This window comes from Flagellimonas sp. 2504JD1-5 (assembly GCF_053618295.1).
The window spans coordinates 551621-571763 of record NZ_JBSIOU010000001.1; the positions used below are offsets into that span (position 1 = coordinate 551621).

The 20143-nt window shown below is 40.3% G+C and carries 27 protein-coding genes; 11 read left to right on the forward strand and 16 right to left on the reverse strand.

Translation table 11 applies throughout. From position 1 onward, the window contains the following. Positions 1-25: 25 nt before the first annotated feature. Both ACULLG_RS02475 and ACULLG_RS02480 read right to left on the reverse strand, forming a co-directional pair. On the reverse strand, positions 26-379 hold the full coding sequence (locus tag ACULLG_RS02475; RefSeq protein ID WP_452125184.1) for a four helix bundle protein: 354 nt from the start codon (positions 377-379) through the stop codon (positions 26-28). Positions 380-493: 114 nt separating this feature from the next. Beyond that, positions 494-916 carry an OsmC family protein gene (locus tag ACULLG_RS02480; protein ID WP_452125185.1) on the reverse strand — a complete coding sequence of 141 codons (423 nt, stop codon included), beginning with the start codon at positions 914-916 and terminating at the stop codon, positions 494-496. Positions 917-1015: 99 nt separating this feature from the next. On the opposite strand from ACULLG_RS02480, the gene ACULLG_RS02485 reads away from it, so the two are divergent. Together ACULLG_RS02485 and ACULLG_RS02490 are read left to right on the forward strand one after the other, a co-directional pair. Then, positions 1016-1618, forward strand: a complete 603-nt coding sequence (locus ACULLG_RS02485; protein WP_452125186.1) for a carboxymuconolactone decarboxylase family protein — start codon at positions 1016-1018, stop codon at positions 1616-1618. Between the two features lie 192 nt (positions 1619-1810). Beyond that, positions 1811-2377: a DinB family protein gene (locus ACULLG_RS02490; protein ID WP_452125187.1), complete on the forward strand. Its 567-nt coding sequence runs from the start codon at positions 1811-1813 to the stop codon at positions 2375-2377. A gap of 246 nt (positions 2378-2623) precedes the next feature. Here ACULLG_RS02490 and ACULLG_RS02495 read toward each other — a convergent pair whose 3' ends face one another. Continuing rightward, positions 2624-3550: a hypothetical protein gene (locus ACULLG_RS02495; protein WP_452125188.1), complete on the reverse strand. Its 927-nt coding sequence runs from the start codon at positions 3548-3550 to the stop codon at positions 2624-2626. A 237-nt stretch (positions 3551-3787) separates the two neighbouring features. Between ACULLG_RS02495 and ACULLG_RS02500 the strand changes: the two genes are divergently transcribed. After that, positions 3788-4057, forward strand: coding sequence for a hypothetical protein (locus tag ACULLG_RS02500; protein ID WP_452125189.1), 270 nt, complete (start codon positions 3788-3790; stop codon positions 4055-4057). 168 nt (positions 4058-4225) lie between these two features. On the opposite strand, the gene ACULLG_RS02505 is transcribed toward ACULLG_RS02500, so the two are convergent. The 4 genes from ACULLG_RS02505 to ACULLG_RS02520 all read right to left on the reverse strand — a co-directional run bounded on the left by ACULLG_RS02505 (position 4226) and on the right by ACULLG_RS02520 (position 6422). Then, positions 4226-4972, reverse strand: a complete 747-nt coding sequence (locus ACULLG_RS02505; protein ID WP_452125190.1) for a DUF6090 family protein — start codon at positions 4970-4972, stop codon at positions 4226-4228. 1 nt (position 4973) lies between these two features. Then, on the reverse strand, positions 4974-5447 hold the full coding sequence (locus tag ACULLG_RS02510; RefSeq protein ID WP_452125191.1) for a hypothetical protein: 474 nt from the start codon (positions 5445-5447) through the stop codon (positions 4974-4976). Continuing rightward, on the reverse strand, positions 5401-5709 hold the full coding sequence (locus ACULLG_RS02515) for a DUF6090 family protein (protein ID WP_452125192.1): 309 nt from the start codon (positions 5707-5709) through the stop codon (positions 5401-5403). Before ACULLG_RS02515 ends, ACULLG_RS02510 begins: the two co-directional genes overlap by 47 nt. Positions 5710-5885: 176 nt before the next feature. After that, positions 5886-6422, reverse strand: coding sequence for a GNAT family N-acetyltransferase (locus ACULLG_RS02520; RefSeq protein WP_452125193.1), 537 nt, complete (start codon positions 6420-6422; stop codon positions 5886-5888). 177 nt (positions 6423-6599) lie between these two features. Between ACULLG_RS02520 and ACULLG_RS02525 the strand changes: the two genes are divergently transcribed. Next, positions 6600-7184, forward strand: a complete 585-nt coding sequence (locus tag ACULLG_RS02525) for a Crp/Fnr family transcriptional regulator (protein ID WP_452125194.1) — start codon at positions 6600-6602, stop codon at positions 7182-7184. 31 nt (positions 7185-7215) lie between these two features. Here ACULLG_RS02525 and ACULLG_RS02530 read toward each other — a convergent pair whose 3' ends face one another. From ACULLG_RS02530 to ACULLG_RS02565, 8 genes are all read right to left on the reverse strand, one after another. Continuing rightward, positions 7216-7791: a uracil-DNA glycosylase family protein gene (locus ACULLG_RS02530; protein WP_452125195.1), complete on the reverse strand. Its 576-nt coding sequence runs from the start codon at positions 7789-7791 to the stop codon at positions 7216-7218. A gap of 89 nt (positions 7792-7880) precedes the next feature. Continuing rightward, the gene (locus ACULLG_RS02535) at positions 7881-8354 is read right to left on the reverse strand and encodes a YHS domain-containing (seleno)protein (RefSeq protein ID WP_452125196.1); all 474 of its coding nucleotides are present in this window, start codon (positions 8352-8354) and stop codon (positions 7881-7883) included. Positions 8355-8387: 33 nt separating this feature from the next. Continuing rightward, the gene (locus tag ACULLG_RS02540; RefSeq protein WP_452125197.1) at positions 8388-8747 is read right to left on the reverse strand and encodes an SPW repeat domain-containing protein; all 360 of its coding nucleotides are present in this window, start codon (positions 8745-8747) and stop codon (positions 8388-8390) included. Position 8748: 1 nt separating this feature from the next. Continuing rightward, positions 8749-9102 (reverse strand): hypothetical protein, encoded by a 354-nt coding sequence (locus ACULLG_RS02545; RefSeq protein WP_452125198.1) that lies wholly within the window; start codon positions 9100-9102, stop codon positions 8749-8751. Positions 9103-9195: 93 nt separating this feature from the next. Then, a complete protein-coding gene (locus ACULLG_RS02550; RefSeq protein WP_452125199.1) occupies positions 9196-10248 on the reverse strand; it encodes a helix-turn-helix domain-containing protein in 1053 nt (350 codons plus the stop codon). A gap of 188 nt (positions 10249-10436) precedes the next feature. Then, on the reverse strand, positions 10437-11108 hold the full coding sequence (rsmI, locus tag ACULLG_RS02555) for a 16S rRNA (cytidine(1402)-2'-O)-methyltransferase (RefSeq protein ID WP_452125200.1): 672 nt from the start codon (positions 11106-11108) through the stop codon (positions 10437-10439). A 9-nt stretch (positions 11109-11117) separates the two neighbouring features. Further along, entirely contained in the window at positions 11118-11474 is a 357-nt protein-coding gene (locus ACULLG_RS02560; protein WP_452125201.1) for a DoxX family protein, read from the reverse strand. Between the two features lie 56 nt (positions 11475-11530). Continuing rightward, positions 11531-12205, reverse strand: a complete 675-nt coding sequence (locus tag ACULLG_RS02565) for a hypothetical protein (RefSeq protein WP_452125202.1) — start codon at positions 12203-12205, stop codon at positions 11531-11533. Between the two features lie 159 nt (positions 12206-12364). On the opposite strand from ACULLG_RS02565, the gene ACULLG_RS02570 reads away from it, so the two are divergent. From ACULLG_RS02570 to arfB, 7 genes are all read left to right on the forward strand, one after another. Further along, a complete protein-coding gene (locus ACULLG_RS02570; RefSeq protein WP_452125203.1) occupies positions 12365-13009 on the forward strand; it encodes a thymidine kinase in 645 nt (214 codons plus the stop codon). Next, the gene (alr, locus tag ACULLG_RS02575; RefSeq protein WP_452125204.1) at positions 13002-14108 is read left to right on the forward strand and encodes an alanine racemase; all 1107 of its coding nucleotides are present in this window, start codon (positions 13002-13004) and stop codon (positions 14106-14108) included. The genes ACULLG_RS02570 and alr overlap by 8 nt, the downstream gene beginning before the upstream one ends. 76 nt (positions 14109-14184) lie before the next feature. After that, positions 14185-14586 (forward strand): large-conductance mechanosensitive channel protein MscL, encoded by a 402-nt coding sequence (mscL, locus tag ACULLG_RS02580; protein ID WP_452125205.1) that lies wholly within the window; start codon positions 14185-14187, stop codon positions 14584-14586. Between the two features lie 187 nt (positions 14587-14773). Continuing rightward, entirely contained in the window at positions 14774-15787 is a 1014-nt protein-coding gene (locus tag ACULLG_RS02585; protein WP_452125206.1) for an aspartate-semialdehyde dehydrogenase, read from the forward strand. A 70-nt stretch (positions 15788-15857) separates the two neighbouring features. Beyond that, positions 15858-18011: a prolyl oligopeptidase family serine peptidase gene (locus ACULLG_RS02590; RefSeq protein WP_452125207.1), complete on the forward strand. Its 2154-nt coding sequence runs from the start codon at positions 15858-15860 to the stop codon at positions 18009-18011. A 109-nt stretch (positions 18012-18120) separates the two neighbouring features. Continuing rightward, on the forward strand, positions 18121-19116 hold the full coding sequence (locus tag ACULLG_RS02595) for an ABC transporter ATP-binding protein (protein ID WP_452125208.1): 996 nt from the start codon (positions 18121-18123) through the stop codon (positions 19114-19116). Continuing rightward, complete coding sequence (arfB, locus tag ACULLG_RS02600; protein ID WP_452125209.1) at positions 19094-19498, forward strand: alternative ribosome rescue aminoacyl-tRNA hydrolase ArfB; 405 nt, start codon at positions 19094-19096, stop codon at positions 19496-19498. Before ACULLG_RS02595 ends, arfB begins: the two co-directional genes overlap by 23 nt. Before the next feature lie 104 nt (positions 19499-19602). Here arfB and ACULLG_RS02605 read toward each other — a convergent pair whose 3' ends face one another. After that, a complete protein-coding gene (locus ACULLG_RS02605) occupies positions 19603-20055 on the reverse strand; it encodes a 3-oxoacyl-ACP synthase (RefSeq protein ID WP_452125210.1) in 453 nt (150 codons plus the stop codon). Positions 20056-20143: the final 88 nt, after the last annotated feature.

Sequence of the window (20143 nt, forward strand, 5' to 3'; positions counted from 1 at the left end):
TCAAGTTCAAAAATGAAGTACAGATTCAAGGGGTTTTGTTTTTGATAATTGTAGAGATAATTTTGACTAATTGCTCAATTTCATTCAAAAGCTTGAATTGGGTTTGTTCCGAACCATAATTGATCTTGCTCAAGATTCTCAGGTTAGCCCTTGATTCCTTCAGCTCCTTTAAAACCAATGATGCTTTGAAACGATAATCCTTATTCGTGCTGGTCCCCTGGACTTCTCCAAAATTTAACGCTGCACTTCCTCCAGAACGGAGCAATTGATTACCGTAATATTGTCCGGTAAAATCTGAAGGCAACCCTTTACAAAATAAAGCGATGTTTGCTGCCAGTTCAACAAACCTATCCTCTAAATCAAACTTTTTGTAGTTCATAATTTCTATGATTTGATTTTGAGGCTGAAAAAATGTTCTTAAATGTAAGGTTATTTCCCGTATTTGTATTTGAACTTAAACGTTGAGCTTGAACTTATTCTTTTGAACTTGCTCTTACTTATGATGATATATCAGCTGCACATTCAACTTCGCAAACCTTCGGAACATCTCCATAACGCCACAATATTTTTCAACGGAAAGGTCAACGGCTTTTTTAAGTTTGGCCTCATTCAAGTTTGATCCATGAAAATGATATTCAATGGTAACAGTATCATAATATTTTGGATGTTCATCGGTCAGATTAGCAATAGTCTCTATGGAGAAGTCATCCACTTCCAATTTCATTTTTTTAATGAGCGAAGCTATGTCCAACCCCGAACAGCCCGCTAGTGCGGAAAGCATCAAAGCCTTAGGTCTAAAACCCTCTCCTTTACCTCCATCATCTGGGCCTGCATCAATTTTAAAATTTAACCCAGATGGATTATTACTTTCAAAGGCCATTTCGCCTAACCATTTGGTGGTGATATGATTTGTCATGAAGTCAAATTTTTGTTTCTTGTAGTCTTCAAAAATACAAAAAGAGATGTCTCGACTGCGCTCGACATGACATTCTTCAAACTTTTAATAATTTTTTAAATGGCACTAGTAACACCACTTGACCCCAACCATGATCCACAAACCAAAGAGTTGGCTGAATTCTTTAATGAGACCCTTGGTTTTTGCCCCAATTCGGTATTGACCATGCAGCACCGCCCTGCCATTTCCAAGGCCTTTATCAACCTCAACAAAGCTGTGATGGCCAATGAGGGAAGAGTGACCTCGGCACTCAAGCGTATGATTGCCTGGGTAAGCAGCAATGCCACAGGTTGTCGTTATTGCCAGGCCCACGCTATCCGAGCCGCGGAACGTTATGGTGCTGAGCAAGAACAATTGGACAATATTTGGGAATACAGAACCCATCCCGCTTTTTCTGATGCCGAGCGTGCCGCTTTGGATTTTTCGCTGGCCGCGTCCCAAGTTCCCAATGCTGTGGATGCAGATATTAAAGCACGCTTGTACGAACATTGGAACGAAGGTGAAATTGTAGAAATGCTTGGGGTAATCTCTTTGTTTGGATATCTGAACCGTTGGAATGACTCCATGGGAACCTCCATCGAAGATGGAGCCGTGGAAAGTGCAGAGCAATATTTGGGAAAAACAGGCTGGGAAAAAGGCAAGCATGATGGTTCTAGATACTAGATGTCAGATTTAAGACATAAGACCGCTTCGCTTTTAGATTTTTGACACGAATTTCACCAATTTACACTAACAGCCGATGTCTGATGTCTGATGTCTGATGTCTGATGTCTGAAAGTACGATTTCTTGACCTACATCAACATTTATTGTTGGGCTATAGCTGAACTTTACCCTAATCGAAAAAACGAATAGTTATGGCAAGCTTAACCGTCACCTCAGAAAACCAAATCCAACGACTGAACCATATTGTCAATAAGGTAAAGGAGTTACAAACCTTAGATGCTTCGCAATTGACCACGCCACCCCATGCGAAATCGTGGAATGTGGTGGAAGTCCTGGAACATTTAAACATTGCTTACGGCATTTACATGCCCAGATTGGATGAAGCCTTTGCCAAAATGTCGACGGCTGACTCCGGCGCTTCGGAATTTAAGGCCCGGGCATGGCAAAAGTTTGTGATTGCCGGGCAACGACCCAAAAATGGCGTGCGAAAATGGAAAATGAAGACCCTAAAACGTTTTGAACCATTATTGGACAGACCATTGACCCAAGAAAAAATAGATGCCGTTTTTGAGACCTTTTTTACGCGCCATGCCCATTTAAAAGAGGCCATTCTGAAAAGTAGAGGCAAGGACGTGACCCAAGTAAAAATCATCTCGGCCGTTGGGCCTATTGTCAATTTTTACTTGCCGGAGTGTTTTGAGTTTTTGCTCTGCCATTTGGAACGGCATATGCTGCAGATTGAGGAGATTTTGGGGTAACGGGTTTGAATGTAAACTGCAATAGCTCCTTCCCTTGCCAAGGGAAGGTGGATTGATGCAAAGCATCAATACGGAAGGGATGGCTTAACCCCCTCCGTCCACCTTTGGCGGACACCTCCCCCTAAATATGGGGAGGAGCTTTAATACTACACCCGCTCAGGATAACATTCAGCAACGGCATATGGTGCAGATTGATGAGACTTTGGGGTAGCACTAAATCATAATGAATTTTATACATTGTTAGCCCTAAGAATCAATTCCTAATATATCCATAAGAATCCGCCTTACCAAAAAGTTTGCATTGGCAACGTCATAAATGGAAATTGATAGAAAACTATCACTTAATTTATGAGCAATAATTTTACTCCTAAGCCAACTGATATATGCAATGGCATCAATAATTTCAATCTCAGAATCGCGAATAGAATACTTAGACCATGAAGATTTTCCCAAAAGCTTTAATTTGTCTTTCAGTTGAACTTTAGTAGGCCGACTCCTTAAATTCCAATTTGCCTTTTTGTTTAGGTCAATTTTAGATTTGGTTAATCTATTTTCTAAGTCTTCACGAACAACTGGATTCCAGTTCCCATTTATCTTACTCAGTTTTTTTTGTGAAGCTCTAATTTCCAAGTTAAGCTCTTCCAGAATTGAATAAAAGGCAAGTATTGAATATGAATATCTTAAATGATCTGATGGATTTCGAGAAAGTCTTTCGTAATCCGTGTGAAAGGGATCTAAATGAATTAGATAATTTGAGTGTTGAGAACACGCGAACAAATATTTTAACAATGCATAAGTATACATTTTTCTAAATGAAGCCTTTGCTACAATTCTTGCAGCTTCATATATTCCGGTTCTAGAAAAACTTACTTCTTTTCGATAAAACCAATCTGCTGTGTATTTTTCAGTTGGTTTGTCATATGGTTTAACTGTAGGTAGGTCATTGATTTCGTAAACGGTATGACCATCAATAAGGGTTAACCCTGCGATAAACAGTTCATATGCCTTTTGCGCATTTAATTCGTTGGAGCTTTTAATTATAAGCTCTAAATCATTCTGTCTAAAACCTTGGCTCAGTGGTTCCTCAAATTGAAAGCTAAAATATTTTCCCTTGATTGGCTTATCGGATAGAATTTCGTCTTGCCAACATACTGCTCCAGATCTATATTTCATAGTATTATTCCAACGTTCAAAATATCGCTTGTTTTAATGGGCTATATCTTCCGATAAGTGAAGTTACCCGTTTTTGACGTAAAAGTCCCACCCTTTTATTTTAACCCTTATCTTTAGAGTGCGAAACGTATTATTCTAGATGCCTAGAATCATGGTCGAACTAGATTTAAGATAGGCAAATGGGTACAAACCCCTAGAACACCCTTTTCCTTTTGTTTAATTTTTAATCACCTTATTATGAAAAATGGTGAAGATGGTTTGTGGTGTCCAAAATGCAATTCGCTAATGACCACGAGTGATACACGGCACGTATCAAAACTTACCCCTGCAAAGCTAAAATTGTTGCAATATGTAGATGCCCTTGATGGCCCCGATAGGATAAAGGCCCTAAAATGGGTGCACGACATTGCCCTTTACGAATCTAAAGAACCCTTGTTTGATGCAGAAAAAGAGGCGCTGTACCAAGTTAAGGTGCTTTGGCAGCTCATTGAAGAAACTTTAAGGTAGGCTGTCACACTGAGCCTGTCGAAGTGTGCCTAGATTAAAACATCCTTCGACAAGCTCAGGATGACATACAAGGGATGTTTTACCCCCTCCGTCCACTTTTGGTGGACACCTCCCCCTAAATATGCGGAGGAGTTTTGAAATGCACTTATCGTGTTCGTGTATGGTTCGTTATTCTTTTAATTCCCTGTCGATCAACTTTAGAATTTCAGTATTGTTTGTCCTGATCACATCCAATTCGTTAATATATTCAAAAGCCCAAAGGAAACTAGAGCTTGCATAATCTTCAAATTGAACATCTTTAAATAAGCTTTTATAATCGGAAGCATAGTTGCTACCCATTAAACCCGGTGTGTTTTGAACCCAAGCATCAGGAATTCTAATGTGCTTCTGTCTAAACGCTATAGTAGCCATCTGATAATTTCTTAATCTGGCGGCTTCTTCTTCCGAATCTTTTACAACGTCTTCCCAGCTAAACAATAATTCTATGAGTCTATCATTATTGATCAGGTGAATCTCCCCAGATGAAATTGCTGAACGAAGCGCTCCGTTAATTGGGTTAAAAGTCCAGGTCCAACCCAAATTCTGATAAGATTTAATATATACCTCATTATCCAAACCAATTGTATCTTTTCTTATTAGTTCCATAACGCGTGGGTAGGTGTTTTTTATTTTTTTAGCATAAAAAACCACAGAGTCCAATTGGGCTATGTTAGCGTTAAATTCTGTTTGTAGTGATTTTAAAACGTTTTGTTTTTGTTTTGCATTGAGCGTATCATTTCTCCACTCATTTAATTGAATTGCTATCAAAATTCCTATGACCACTAGGATAATTTCCCCAATGGCATATATTAGATATTTGCTGAACCTATTTTCAGAAAGTAGTTTTAGGCGAATTTGACGAAAAAATTTGATCATATCACTTGCTTAGAAATGTTTGGATGCTGTCATAAAGTTGGTGGGCTTCTTGTTTGTTACGTTCCAAAGCGCGATGTATGGAATAGGCATAGGTTAATTCTTGATTGATGAGCCCGTAAAATTCATCTGTTTTGATCTTTTGGAGCATTCTTGGTATTTCCGCTTGATTGATGCTGTCAGGGAATTTTGAATTAAAATATTTGAACGAATTCACATAATCGGCATAGGAGGTCCGAATGTTATTGGCATAGTTGTTTACAAATGCTTTGTCATCATAATATTCCACAATTTGTTGCCGTAGCTTTTCGTTGCTTATCAGGCTTAAATTACCTGTACTGACTAACTCTTGGTAGGTTCTCGAGCTTCCGGTGAAGGTGGTCCTACTGCCCACGCCGCCAAACCCGACCGCTTCAATGAACGCCAAGGTATCAATTAGGGTATAACCGTCCGTTATATACTGTTTTATTTGATGCAAGTTGTTGACTTTTTTTTGGGTAATTCCGGAACCATGTTCTATGAAGTGCGGTGGAGTCGGCAGCTACCTCATTCCGAATATTGATGAGGTACAGGTATTCATTGCTCCTGTTTTTTCTTTGCTCATTCCAGTTATTGACCTGAAGTGCCAACAAAATACCGATGACCACCAAAACGATTTCGCCTATTGCGTAGAGCAGATACTTGCTGAACTTGTTTTCAGAAAGCAGTCGTTGTCGGATTCGACGAAAGAATTTAATCATTAGAGGTTGGTTGGTTTCTCTAAAGATATGTTTTTTGTGAAATTAGAAGGTTCAGAAACAGTACTTTACTCGGAAATAGAAGGCGGCTTTCAACCAAAGATCGGGTTATGGAAGGCCCCCTTCGCCAGCTAAAAGGTAGACACCTCCCCTACATATGGAGTGAAGCTTATCCAATATTAGTTGTTGGTGCCTTTTTTGTCTGGATTCAAGCTAATTTCAAACAAAGAAGCCGGGGCCTTCCCATAATGATCCGGCAATCCATCGGTATTCTTTAAATCAAACATTCCCAAGAATTCAAAACCAGCATTAACGTAGTATTTGATCAGCTTTTCGTTATTGCCCAAAGTATCCAATCGCACATAATCCTTGTTAAGATTTAAGGCATATTCTTTTGCCCATTTCACAATGATCGAAACAAAATTGTTGCCCCTAAAATCAGGATTAGTGGCAATTCGATGAATGTAAATAGCGGCATCGGCATTTTTTTCTTCCCAGATTTGCGCATCACTGAATGCAATTGCCCAAACACAGGCAATTTGATTGTCGATAAGCAATTTCCATTGGCGATTTTCATCAATTTCAGTTGCTACAAGTTGCTTTTTAAATGTAGGCCACACCACTACTCCCTCTTTTGATTTTTGATACTCAGATGCCAGTCCGTATAATCGAAATATTTCATCAATGTCGTTTTCTGTAGAATTTTTAATTTCCATGGGAATATTTTTCAGTGAATGCTGTTATACAAATATCGATAGTGTTTGCCAGTTCTTCAACCCGAAACTTGCTGTTTCTTTCTCTTGATTTTTGTTTGAAGGTCCGACAACTGAGGCTTATTACGGCTTTACTTCCAAATTCATAATGGTTATTTTTAAAGAAATTTCCCTGTTTGTATGGATGATGAAACCTTCCTTCACCTAAAATCATTTTTTCGTCAGGTTACTTTGGACGAACAAGAAGAGAATCATTTTAAATTGCTGTGGTCGGCAAAGACTTTTAATCAATATGACCTTATCACTGAAGCCGGGAATATTGAGCGCTATTTTTATTTTGTGTTGGAAGGCGTACAGGCCATTTACATTTTAAATGAAAAAGGTGAGAAAGTGGTACTTGGTTTTTCGTATTCGGGAAGTCCCTCCGGAGCATTCGATTCTTTCATAAAGAAACAGCCTTCCGATACTTTTCTGGAGGCCTTGAAACCTTCCAAAATGCTGGCCATTTCATATGAAGATTATCAAAGCTTGTTTGAAAAGCACCAAGAGTTTTATGTCTGGGGACATGAGTTTTTTCAAAACATCTTATTTGGAAGATTGCATCGCGAAGTTGAGCTTTTGACACTTTCCGCCGAACAACGGTACAAAACCTTTATGCAACGTTGCCCAGATGAGCTAAAGGTGATTCCGCAAAAATATTTGGCCTCTTATCTCAATATGAAACCGGAGACTTTTAGTCGGTTAAGGGCCAGTGCTTCGTATTGAATGACTTCTCGACTGCGCTCGAAGTGACAACCTAAAGATTAAGCTGTTTTGCTATTTGCTTTTGAAGTTTTGGGATGATTTCCGTTTCAAACCAAGGGTTTTTACTCAACCAAAATCGGTTTCTGGGTGAGGGGTGCGGCAACACAAAATATTCGGGGGCATAGTTACTATAATTTCGAACGGTTTCGGTCAAGTTTCTTTCCATTCGGTTGCTCAAATAATAGCGTTGGGAGTATTGCCCTATCAAAATGGTAAGCTCTATATTTTTCAGTTTGTCCAACAACGATTTATGCCATTGCGGCGCACATTCGGGTCGCGGGGGTAAGTCCCCTGATTTTCCCTTTCCAGGATAGCAAAATCCCATCGGCATTTGTGCAATTTTGGTTTCATCATAAAAGGTCTCATCGGTAACCCCCATCCATTTTCTAAGTTGTTTTCCACTTTGATCGTCCCAAGGAATTCCCGTCTCATGCACTTTAGTTCCCGGAGCATGGCCAATAATCAATATTTTGGCATCTGGGTGTGCGGCCACTATAGGTCTTGGCCCTAAAGGAAGGTGTTCTGCGCACACTTCACAGTTTCGAATATCGGAAAGGAGTTGTTTCATGTCTTTAAATCAAATGGAATTTACCAAAAAACAAGAAACACCCCGACATGGCGCCGAGGTATTTCTTTACACAACCTATCATGAAAACCCTAGTTGTAGGTATTTTTCAGCTTGCTCCAATTGGTATTGGCAGTGCTTACCAATTTTTTGTGATTGTTTTCTGCCAACCATAGTTGCTGTGCATCCAACTCCAAATTATAGAGGTACAAAAAGTACTTGCCATCCTTTACGATGAACTTATTGGGGTCTGGTCTAAACTTGGCTCCAGCATACACTCCAAAGGCACAGAAACCACCATATTGGGGCATATATTTCCCAGGATTCTTCTCAAACTTCTTCTTTTGTTCCGCACTGGTAAAGTAATACACTACTTTGTTATGCTCAGATTTATGCTCCTTTAAACCTTTTTGGGCAATTCCCAAATCCAAATAAGATACTGGGCTGTACCCTTGAAGGGCAATGTTACTGTTGTCAATATTGTTTGCTTTTTTGTCCTGAGCAAAACTTATTGAGCTTATTGCCAAAGCAAAAATGATTACTGTTGTTTTAATTGAATGTTTCATTGTTTTGTTTTTAATAAATGTTTGTGTGTTGTTTTATAATTCTTCTTTTGTTGCACTTAGGGAAACTACGGTGAAAACCACCGCTGCGTTCACCCAATAATAGTGCGCGTCCAAGCCTTGAAAGCCAAGGGCAAATGGGATTACCATAAAGGCAATCGCCACCGCTAAATCGATGGTCAAATGACCCTGGAATGGAATGGTACGTAGCGCTCCAAGCTTATAATCCGTTAAAGCACTTACTGCCAAGACCGCGGTTCCCGTGATCACCGATATCCAAAGGGCCAAATTGTTGGTCCCACCGAGCCCGAGTAAAAAGGGCGCCAAAATCAAACCGATTCCGGCTGAATAATCGGCTACGCCGTGTAGTGTTGGAGAAATACATCTGAACTTCATTTTACTGAGCGTTGAAATATTCCTCTTGTACTACTTCGCCCTTATCGTTCCAGATACGACGAATGATTTCGTGCCAGTAAATTTTACTGTCGTCCTTCATGTTGAAATCGAAAGTGAATTCCGAAGCTGATACATTTCCATCCACAATAGTGTGGTGATGGGTAATGCCGTTCACTTGAGCGATTGCTCCTGCAAAGCCTTCCATTTTTTCGACCATTTGTTGCTTGTTCGTGGTGGCTAGTCCATTATAGTCAGATGTTGTTGCATCTTCTGCGAAAAACTGCTTTACTGCATCTACAATGGCTCCTTTGCCTACAATGCCATCCATTTCGGTGGCTAGTGATTTAATATCCATTACTGTTATTTTTTAATGATTAAACAAATTTTAGTTTGTAATTACATTGCAAATTTCAGCATGGAATGGCCGTTATGACCTACAAAAAAGACGCTAAGAATTGTACTTTTTGGTTCTGTAGTCTGTTGGAGTAGCCCCTGTGTAATTTTTAAAGAAGTGGGAAAAATGATTGGCCTCTTCAAAACCAAGTTTGTAGGCAACATCCTTGATAGAAGCTTCTTGGACAAGCATTTTTTTTGAGGTAGAAATCAATTCATTTCGAATCAACTGACCCAAAGATGCATTCATTTTTGCTCTGGTTTTTTTGGAAAGGGCCTTTACTGAGAGATTCATTTTGTCAGCATAAAACTCAAGGTTTCGCTGTTCCGCATGATGGGTTTTTAATAGCTCGATAAGATTTTGGGCAAAGGTGTCCCTGTTTTCATAATCGAAATCGTTTCGGAATTCTGAGGGAGTCTGTCCTGTGGTATTTTTAAATACCCGGTTAAAATATGCTGGGTCTTTATACCCGGTTTCATAGGACACCTCTTGAATGCTCTTGTCTGTAAATGCTATTTTCTTTTTGCTCTCCATCAATCTTTTGTTAGAGAGCAAGGCTCTAACCGATAGCCCAATTTTATCCTTAACAAGTGCTTGGGCATTATACCCATTTTCCAACATTAAAGCGGAGAGGTCATTGTTATTGAAGTTTCCATAATATTCCCTATCGATAATCTCCTTAACATCAAAAATAATCTGATACTCTTGCTTGCTTGCCTGAAAAGGATTTTGCCAATACCATTGCTTGGAGGAGATATCTATGATTTCGGAAGTATTTTCAGAAAATACGGTGTTGGACAAATATCTTTTGCACTCCTCGCATTCGTTAAAGTTGATATATCCCAACGAAATCAAATGTTTAAAGAGTACTCGTACTTCTTTCTTTTCAAAAATGGTCTTGCTGGGGAATTCTATCTTTCTGACCACAAAATCATCAGAAAAGAATTTAATGTACTGCCCTTTTTCCAAATAAATGGCCTTGTCTTGCCAATCATTATAATTTTTGAAATCAACCTGAATGGTCCCTGAACCAGAAATAATATGAAACAGGGTATACTTGTTGATGAAGTACACCTTGTTTAGCTCCGGATGTAGTTTTTCTACCACTTTGGCTCTTGGTTATTGCCAAAATTAGTCGGAAACATGGCAGCTTACTAACAAATCTCGATATATGAAACAGAGTCACTTCGAGCGCAGTCGAGAAGTCAAGAAAAGTTGATTTTTAACCGGTCTCGCCCTTCGACAGGCTCAGGGTGACAGCTCGACCTGACATTCAACAAATAATAAAAGATTTATCAAGCCTTTCCGCCCACCACAATAACAAACTCACCTTTAGGTGGTTTTGCTGTAAAATGCTCCAAGACCTCAGCCACAGTCCCCCTAACTGTTTCCTCGTACATCTTGGTCAATTCGCGAGATACCGAGACCGGTCTGTCTGCGCCAAAATATTCCGAAAATTGGGTCAGGGTCTTGATCAGTTTATGAGGAGATTCGTAAAAGACCATGGTTCTTGATTCTTCAGCCAACATTTGTAATCTTGTCTGTCGACCTTTTTTAACCGGAAGAAAGCCTTCAAAAACAAATCGGTCATTGGGGAGTCCGCTGTTTACCAAAGCAGGCACGAAGGCCGTTGCGCCGGGTAAACATTCCACCTCAATACCATTTTGCACACAGGCACGGGTCAATAAAAACCCGGGGTCGGAAATCGCTGGGGTTCCCGCATCGGAGATCAAGGCCAAAGTAGCCCCGCCCTTCAACTTTTGCACAGTGGCATCGAGCTGTTTATGCTCATTGTGCATATGGTGGCTTTGCAGGGGTGTGGGAATATCAAAATGCTTGAGCAGTTTTCCACTGGTGCGGGTATCTTCCGCCAAGATCAAATCGACTTCTTTCAGCACTTTAATCGCCCTTAGGGTGATATCCTCTAAATTTCCAATTGGCGTTGGAACCAAATACAGTTTTCCCATGGGCCAAAGTTACGGCCTTACTTGCTTTCCTGTAAAATAAGAGATCAAAACAAAAACAAGTGCCATGGCGGCTCCTCCCTGACTGCCATCACCAATCATATAATGTGCAAAAAAAGCGAGAAGGGTGTTGAAGAAAAAACCAGCATAGGCCCATTCTTTTAGCCATTTTGAGAAATTACCCCAAATGGCAGCCAAGCCCAGTAGTTTTGCTATGGCCAAAGGATAAATAATATAGGTGGGATAGCCCATGGCCTCAAAGAAACCGACAATAGCTTCGTGATTAATAAAGTAATTGTAAACGGAAAAGCACATTAACGCTGTCAACAGAACTGTCGACACCCAAAAGGCAATTTTTTTGATTTTCATGTTGGAATTTTTAGGATGAATGCTCCTAAAAATATAAAAAGTAAATGGAAAAGTGCTTAAGCGAACCTTCGCTCAATCAAAGCCATCAACCTAGACTCGTAATCCTCTTTGCCCTCCCAATTATTATATTCTGGCTTTACCATATTGTTAATGAAGGATATAGATCGTTCTTCGGTGTCAATAGTATTTAATTGTGAAAGCACTCTGGTATAATCATCCATATTATCATCAAACAAATGCTTTACAAATGCTAATTTATCGTTGAGCCCAACCTTAATGTCTCGAACAAAACTGTCGTTTAAGGATTTTGGTTTTGCATTTTCCGAAGGAGAAAGGATTTCTTTTTCATTTTTCATCGTCTCGGGTTTGGCAACAAACTCGGTAAAAACCTGCTCCAAAGCGGCCTCTGTTGGCATTTCCGAAACCATATCCTTTATGGTGTCCATTCCGGGTGTAATTAGGTCGTCCTCATCTTCATGGGGATTGCTCTCCGGTACGGCAATGTTCCCGCTCAAAACAGCGTTGGCCATTTTTTCAAATCGTGATGCTATCACATTTTTGGAAACATCGACCTCAATATCACTTAACTTCTCATCTATAAATTTGAGTACGGCCAGCTTTTCATAAATCCCCTTCGCTTTATCATACAATTCAATCAGCTCCTTATCTTCCCGTGCGGTTATGATATCCGTGGATAATTTTACCAGCTCTTCCCTTAATTTCCTTATCATCAGTCTTAATCTTTACTATAAAAATAAAATCATTTTAAATATCCCACTACGAACAAAAGGTTAAATTTTATTCTAAAATTGGGGCATATTTTTTTAGTAGTTTTGTGCTTTCCCTTAATAAAAACGAAAAAACCACACAATTTCGTTTAAAAGTACATTATGTTTCTCGAAAACACGGTAAACCCTAAAGAACAATTTGGATGGATAGAAGTTATCTGCGGCTCCATGTTCTCTGGAAAGACCGAGGAACTTATACGCAGATTGAAACGTGCCCAATTTGCCAAACAAAAGGTTGAGATTTTCAAACCTATTGTGGATACGCGCTATAATGAGGAAATGGTGGTTTCGCACGATGCCAATGAAATTCGTTCCACACCCGTTCCAGCAGCAGCAAATATTAGGTTATTGGCCGATGATTGTGATGTGGTCGGGATTGACGAAGCCCAATTTTTTGATGATGAAATTGTAACTGTTTGTAATGATCTAGCCAATAGGGGAGTCAGAGTCGTGGTCGCGGGTCTCGATATGGATTTTAAGGGAAATCCTTTCGGTCCGATGCCCGCATTGATGGCGACAGCGGAATATGTGACCAAAGTGCACGCGGTTTGCACCCGTACAGGAAATTTGGCCAACTATAGTTTTCGAAAATCCAACGAAGACAAATTGGTGTTGCTTGGAGAAACCGGGGAATATGAACCTTTAAGTAGAGCAGCTTTCTACAAGGCCATGCTCAAGGAAAAAGTAAGCCAGATGGATGTGGAGGTTGAAGAAGTCAAAGCAAAAAAGAAGACCGCCAATGGATAAGGTTGGTGAAACTACCCTGCAAATAAACCTGACCGCTTTAGAACACAACTACAGGTTTTTAAAATCCAAATTAGCCTCAGACACTAAGTTTTTGGCAGTTGTAAAAGCCTTCGCCTACGGAAGTGATATGGTTGCCATCGCCAAAAAAATGGAAGCTCTGGGAGCGGATTATTTAGCCGTTGCCTATGTAAAAGAGGGTGTTTTGCTACGGAATGCTGGAGTAACACTACCTATTTTAGTCCTTCATCCCCAATCGGTAAACTTTGATGAGCTTATTGAACATAAGTTGGAGCCAAGCTTGTACTCCCCGCACGTGCTTAAGCGTTTTTTAGAAGCTGCTGAAGGTAAGAAACAAAAAGATTATCCCGTTCATATCAAATTCAATACCGGGCTGAACAGGCTTGGTTTTTGGGAAAATGATGTGGACTACATTTTAAAGCAATTAGAAGGGCGAAATGAACTAAAAATACTATCCATTTTCTCTCATTTGGCCGCATCCGAAGATGCCAATGAAAAAGAATTTAGCAAAACCCAAATCGAAACTTTCAATAAAATAAGTAAAGATATCAACCATAAATTGGGCTATGCTCCATTTCGGCATATGTTGAACACTTCAGGAATCATAAATTACCCTGAAGCACAATTCGAAATGGTTCGCTGTGGAATTGGGTTGTATGGTTACGGAAATGATGCCAAGGTTGATGCCGAACTTAAACCCGTGGCGACACTGAAGACCATCATTTCTCAAATGCATAAAATTGAGCCACAAGAAAGTGTTGGTTATAATCGGGCATACAAATCCGAAGGATATCGAGTTACAGCCACCCTTCCCCTAGGACACGCCGATGGAATTGGCCGTCAGTATGGTAATGGAAAAACCCATGTGTCCATCAATGGAAAAAAAGCCCCAATAATTGGGAACGTCTGTATGGATATGATCATGATCGATGTAACGGGAATCGATTGCGCAGCAGGGGATGAAGTACTTGTTTTTGGGGAGAATCAATCTGCAGAAGAGTTTGCTGCCTCAGCCAATACCATATCTTATGAAATTCTTACCGCTATTTCTGCTCGGGTAAAGCGTGAGGTAAGTCAGTGATTTTTAGGTTTCCCGATTGAAAAAGACCCTTTTTTTATTTACATTGTAAACATATTAACCAGTTAAACTATACAAAATGATAAAAGAGTTCAAAGATTTTGCAATGAAGGGGAACCTCGTGGACATCGCTGTAGGTTTCGTTATGGGTGCTGCCTTCAATAAGGTGGTTGCCTCCTTTACAGGTGGAATTGTTTCCCCCTTGATCGGTCTCATTTTCAATGCGGATTTCAAAGATTTAAAATATACCATTACCCAAGGAACAACCAATGACGCTGGGGAAACGGTTGGAGAAGTAGCCGTTATGTACGGTGAATTCTTGACCAATGTTATCGATTTCATCATTGTAGCCTTTGTAATGTTCATGATTGTTAAAGGAGTGAATAAAATGAAGAAGAAAGAAGAGCCAGCTCCTGAAGCTCCAAAAGGCCCAACTACAGAGGAATTGTTGACGGAAATCAGGGATGCCCTGAAGAAATAAAAATCGTTTGCCCTTAAGGGCGACCGCTACATCGCAACCAACCTTTAAAACCACCAATTTGTTTCGCTAACATTTTGGTGGTTTGTTTTATTTATAACATTTTGTTATTTTATGATTATTGTGTATTAAAATGCTTGCTTAAAAGTTATTCTATCCTAACTTTGTCGCTTCATTAAACAAATTTAAAATGAAAGTAGCAGTTGTAGGTGCCACCGGAATGGTTGGCGAAGTAATGTTGAAGGTATTGGCGGAGCGCAATTTTCCAATAACGGAGTTGTTGTTGGTTGCCTCGGAACGTTCCGTCGGTAAAAAGCTGACCTACAAGGGTGAAGTATACACCATTATTGGTTTATCCGATGCAGTTGCTGCACAACCAGATATTGCTATCTTTTCAGCAGGAGGTGGAACATCTTTAGAATGGGCGCCGAAGTTTGCCGAAGTGGGAACAACGGTGATAGATAACTCATCGGCTTGGCGAATGGATCCTACCAAAAAATTGGTGGTTCCAGAAATCAACGCCCATGAATTGACTCCGGAAGACAAAATTATTGCCAACCCAAACTGCTCCACCATACAAATGGTAATGGCCCTTGACCCGTTACATAAGAAATATCAAATGAAGCGCGTGGTGGTTTCCACCTACCAATCTGTTTCAGGTACCGGGGTAAAAGCCGTTCAGCAATTAGAGAATGAAATTGCAGGTGTCGAAGGCGAAATGGCCTATCCCTATCCTATCGGAAGAAATGCATTACCGCATTGCGATGTGTTTATGGAAAACGGCTATACCAAAGAAGAAATGAAATTGGCCCGTGAGCCCCAAAAAATATTGAACGACCGGACCTTTTCTGTTTCGGCAACCGCAGTTCGAATCCCGACCGCAGGCGGGCACTCGGAATCGGTAAATGTAGAGTTCCATAATGATTTTGATCTTGCCGAAGTACGAAAACTATTGAGTGAAACTCCAGGGGTTACTGTTCAAGATGATCCAGATACCAATACCTATCCGATGCCCATTTATGCGCATGATAAAGATGATGTTTTCGTTGGGCGTATTCGAAGGGATGAAACCCAACCCAACACCTTAAACATGTGGGTGGTTTCCGATAACCTTAGAAAAGGCGCGGCTACCAATGCGGTTCAAATTGCGGAGTATTTGGTAGAGAATAGTTTGGTGTCTTCTGCTTCTGAAGCTGTTTCATAAAAACATTCGTCGCTCTTAACATTGCTAAATATTTATTTATGGTATTTTTATCAGAATCAATCTGAAAAAAATGCGAAAAATAAGTCTAATAGCTGTTGTAGCCGTACTGGCTGCCTGCGAAACCACAACAAAACGAGAGCCTATTTCCGTGAATTATCCCACTACCCAAAAAGTTGATACGGTCGACACCTATTTTGGAACTGAAGTCAAAGATCCCTATCGATGGTTGGAAGATGACCGTAGCCCCGAAACCGAGGTCTGGGTCAAAGAACAAAATGCCGTAACCTTCGGTTACTTAGATCAAATTCCTTTTCGGGAAGATTTAAAAAAACGTCTGGAAAAACTATGGAATTACGAAAAGTTAGGATCCCCGTTCAAAGAGGGCGACTATACCTATTTCTACAAAAATGACGGTTTACAAAATCAATATGTAGTCTATAGAAAAAAAGAAGGCGGGGAAGAAGAGGTCTTTTTAGACCCCAATACCTTTTCTGAGGATGGAACCACATCCTTAATGTCATTGAGTTTTACCAAAGACGGCTCCAAAGCGGCCTATCTTATCTCCGAAGGAGGTAGTGATTGGCGAAAGGGCATCGTGATAAATGCAGAATCCCGCGAAGTTGTTGAAGACACCTTGGTGGACATCAAATTCAGTGGAATTTCTTGGAAAGGCAACGAAGGTTTCTTCTATTCCAGCTATGACAAACCGGAAGGAAGTGAGCTTTCGGCAAAAACAGACCAACATAAATTATACTACCATAAACTGGGAACACCTCAATCCGAGGATAAAGTCATTTTTGGAGGTACTCCGGAGGAGAAACACCGTTATGTAGGTGGATATCTTTCTGAAGATGAAAAGTATTTGTTCATAACAGCATCAACCTCAACCTCAGGAAACAAATTGTTCCTAAAAGATTTGTCAGTAGAAAATGCCCCATTGGTCACTATTCTGGATCATACGGAGTCGGATACATGGATCATTGAAAATGAGGATTCAAAACTTTGGCTCGTCACCAATATGAACGCCCCCAACAAAAAAATTGTGGTCACTGATGCGTCCAATCCAACTTCGGACAATTGGGAAGATTTTATTCCAGAGACAGAGCATGTGCTTACCACTGGAACTGGAGGAGGTTACTTTTTTGCCGAGTACATGGTCGATGCCATTTCAAAGGTTCTGCAATATGATTATGATGGCAACTTGGTGCGCGAAGTTCAACTCCCCGGTGTTGGAAGTGCGAATGGTTTTGGTGGCAAAAAAGAGGAAAAGGAATTCTATTTTTCTTTCACCAATTACAATACACCAAGTTCCTCATACAAATATAATGTTGAAACCGGAGCCTATGATCAATATTGGAAGCCTGAGATTGATTTCAATCCGGAGGATTACGAATCAAAACAGGTTTTTTATAGCTCGAAGGATGGCACCAAGGTTCCCATGATCATTACCTATAAAAAAGGATTGGAACTGAATGGTAAAAATCCGACCATCCTATATGGTTATGGTGGATTCAATATCAGCCTAACGCCTTCCTTCAGCATTGTAAATGCCGTATGGATGGAACAAGGAGGGGTCTATGCCGTTCCAAATCTAAGAGGTGGGGGGGAATATGGTAAAAAATGGCATGTTGCCGGTACCAAACAACAAAAGCAAAATGTTTTTGATGACTTTATAGCCGCGGCTGAGTTCTTGATTGAAAACAAGTATACGTCCAAGGAGTATTTGGCCATTCGAGGAGGATCCAATGGAGGGCTTTTGGTTGGCGCCACTATGACTCAACGTCCCGATTTAATGCAAGTAGCTCTTCCAGCTGTAGGCGTATTGGATATGCTTCGCTACCATACCTTTACCGCAGGGGCAGGATGGGCATACGATTATGGAACTTCCGAAGAAAGTGAAGACATGTTCAAGTATTTAAAAGGGTATTCGCCATTGCACAACATTAAAACTGGAACAGCTTATCCCGCTACCCTGGTTACTACTGGAGATCATGATGACCGGGTGGTTCCGGCACATAGTTTCAAGTTCGCTGCGGAACTTCAGGAGAAACAAGCTGGGGACAATCCGACCTTAATTCGTATTGAGACCAATGCCGGACATGGAGCTGGTACGCCTGTCAGCAAAACCATAGAACAATATGCCGATATTTTCGGTTTTACTTTGTTTAATATGGGATATGACAAGCTTCCAAATCAAGCGGTATTAAAAGAATTCAAGGATTAACAACAGATTCAAAAATGTCACATCGAGCGCAGTCGAGATGTAAATAGTTCTCGTCCTTCGACAAGCTCAGGATGACAACTCGAACTGACAAACCCCTTTCCTGATAACTATGCTCAAAGTTCATATCGATTTTTTCACTTATGATTCCAAAATCACCTTGGAGGATATTTCTTTTCAGGTAGAAAAAGGAGAACATGTGGCCTTAATGGGCGAAAGCGGCTCAGGAAAAAGCACAATGCTTAAAATCATCTATGGATTGCTGCAGATAGAAGGTGGTTCCATTTTTTGGGGAGACAAACAAATCCTAGGGCCTAATTTCAATTTGATTCCTGGTGAATCCTATATGAAATATCTTTCCCAAGATTTTGATTTAATGCCATTCACCACCGTTGAAGAAAATATTGGACAACACCTTTCCGTATTTGAGGGAGAAACACACGAACAACGTATTCAGGAGTTACTTAAACTCATCGAACTGCAGGATTATGCCAAAACAAAGGTTAAAAACCTAAGTGGCGGACAACAGCAACGTGTTGCCTTGGCACGAGTGTTGGCTGAAGAACCCGAACTTCTATTATTGGACGAGCCTTTTGGACATATTGATAACTTTAAAAGGACTTCCCTTCGGAGAAATCTATTTCAATATCTAAAGGAAAAAGGAATTACGGTACTCAACGCCAGTCATGACCCCAATGATGTTTTGCCATATGCAGACCGGACCGTTATTTTGGAAAATGGTAGAATCATAGCAGACGCTAAAACCAAAAAATTGTATAAAAACCCACCCAATTATTACACTGCATCCTTATTTGGTGAGGTTAATGAACTTCCAATAAAGTTATTGAAGTCTTATGCCGCGATTAACAGGTCCATACTGGTTTATCCGCATGAATTTCAGCTTTCCGACAGTTCAGGTTTGGAGGCTTTGGTGAAAACATCATTCTTTAAAGGAAGTCATTATCTTAATGAAGCCACTGCAGAAGATGAAACCATGTTGTACTTTGTTACTTCCAAAAAGCTTAAGAAGGGCGACACTGTTTTCCTTAATGTATCTTTGGACACCATAAACGCCCGTTTGCAGGTTGAACAAAGAACAAATACTTAGGGAACTCAAATTTAAAGCTATACGAAGTAGCGGTGCAGGAGGGCAACATGTAAACAAAGTATCCTCCAAGGTGGAGTTATCCTTTTCTCCGGAATTGTCAACAGGGTTATCAAATATTGAAAAGCAGCGACTTCTCCTGAAGCTCGGCAATCGAATCAACAAAGAAGGCTTTTTTATTTTACAGTGTGACGAAGGGAGAAGCCAACATAAAAACAAGCAACTCGTAATTAAGCGTTTTTTTTCGCTACTGAAAAAGGCTTTGGAAGTTCCTAAAAAGAGAAGAGCCACCAAACCTTCAAAATCTTCGATTGAGAAACGGTTAAAATCCAAAAAGAAAGCTGCCGAAAAGAAAGCCGGCCGTAAAAAACCGGATTGGGATTGATTTTGTCACTTTGAGATGTCATCCTGAGGGTAAGTCGAAGGAGCATCGAGAAGTCTTCACAACTACATTAAATAGGTCTCCACTGCGCTCGACCTGACGTCAAATTACAACACCTCCAAAATCTCCATCTTTGTGCCGTTAAAAGCAATGCTGTCTCCCTGCTCCTTTCCCAACAATAATTGCGCTATAGGTGCACTGGGAGAAATACAAAAAACGGTATCTCCTTCTTTTACATACATTCCGGTGGAAACAGCGATAAAATAATTGGTGGTCGACGTTTTTACGAGGCTTCCCAAAATGATTTTTGAAGAGTTTTTGGCCACATCCACTTTTTGGAGGATTGCTTTGGTCTTGTCCAATTCCATAAGCTGATTTCCCAGTTTTTCCTGCTCCAATTGTACCATGGCCCTGCCCGTTTCATGTTTGTCACCAGCGCTGCTCTTGGTTTCGGACCCTAGGGATTCCTGTAATTCAGTGCTTCGTTTTTTTAAGCGAGCTGCTTTTTCTTCAATGCTTTCCCAGCAGAAGTTTAAAAGTTGTTCTTTGATATTGTCCATTAACTATACTCGAAAAAAATTTAGTGATTTTGAACACCCCTAAAGTCCCCTCAAGGGGACAATCACAATGCAATTCAATTAATTTGGA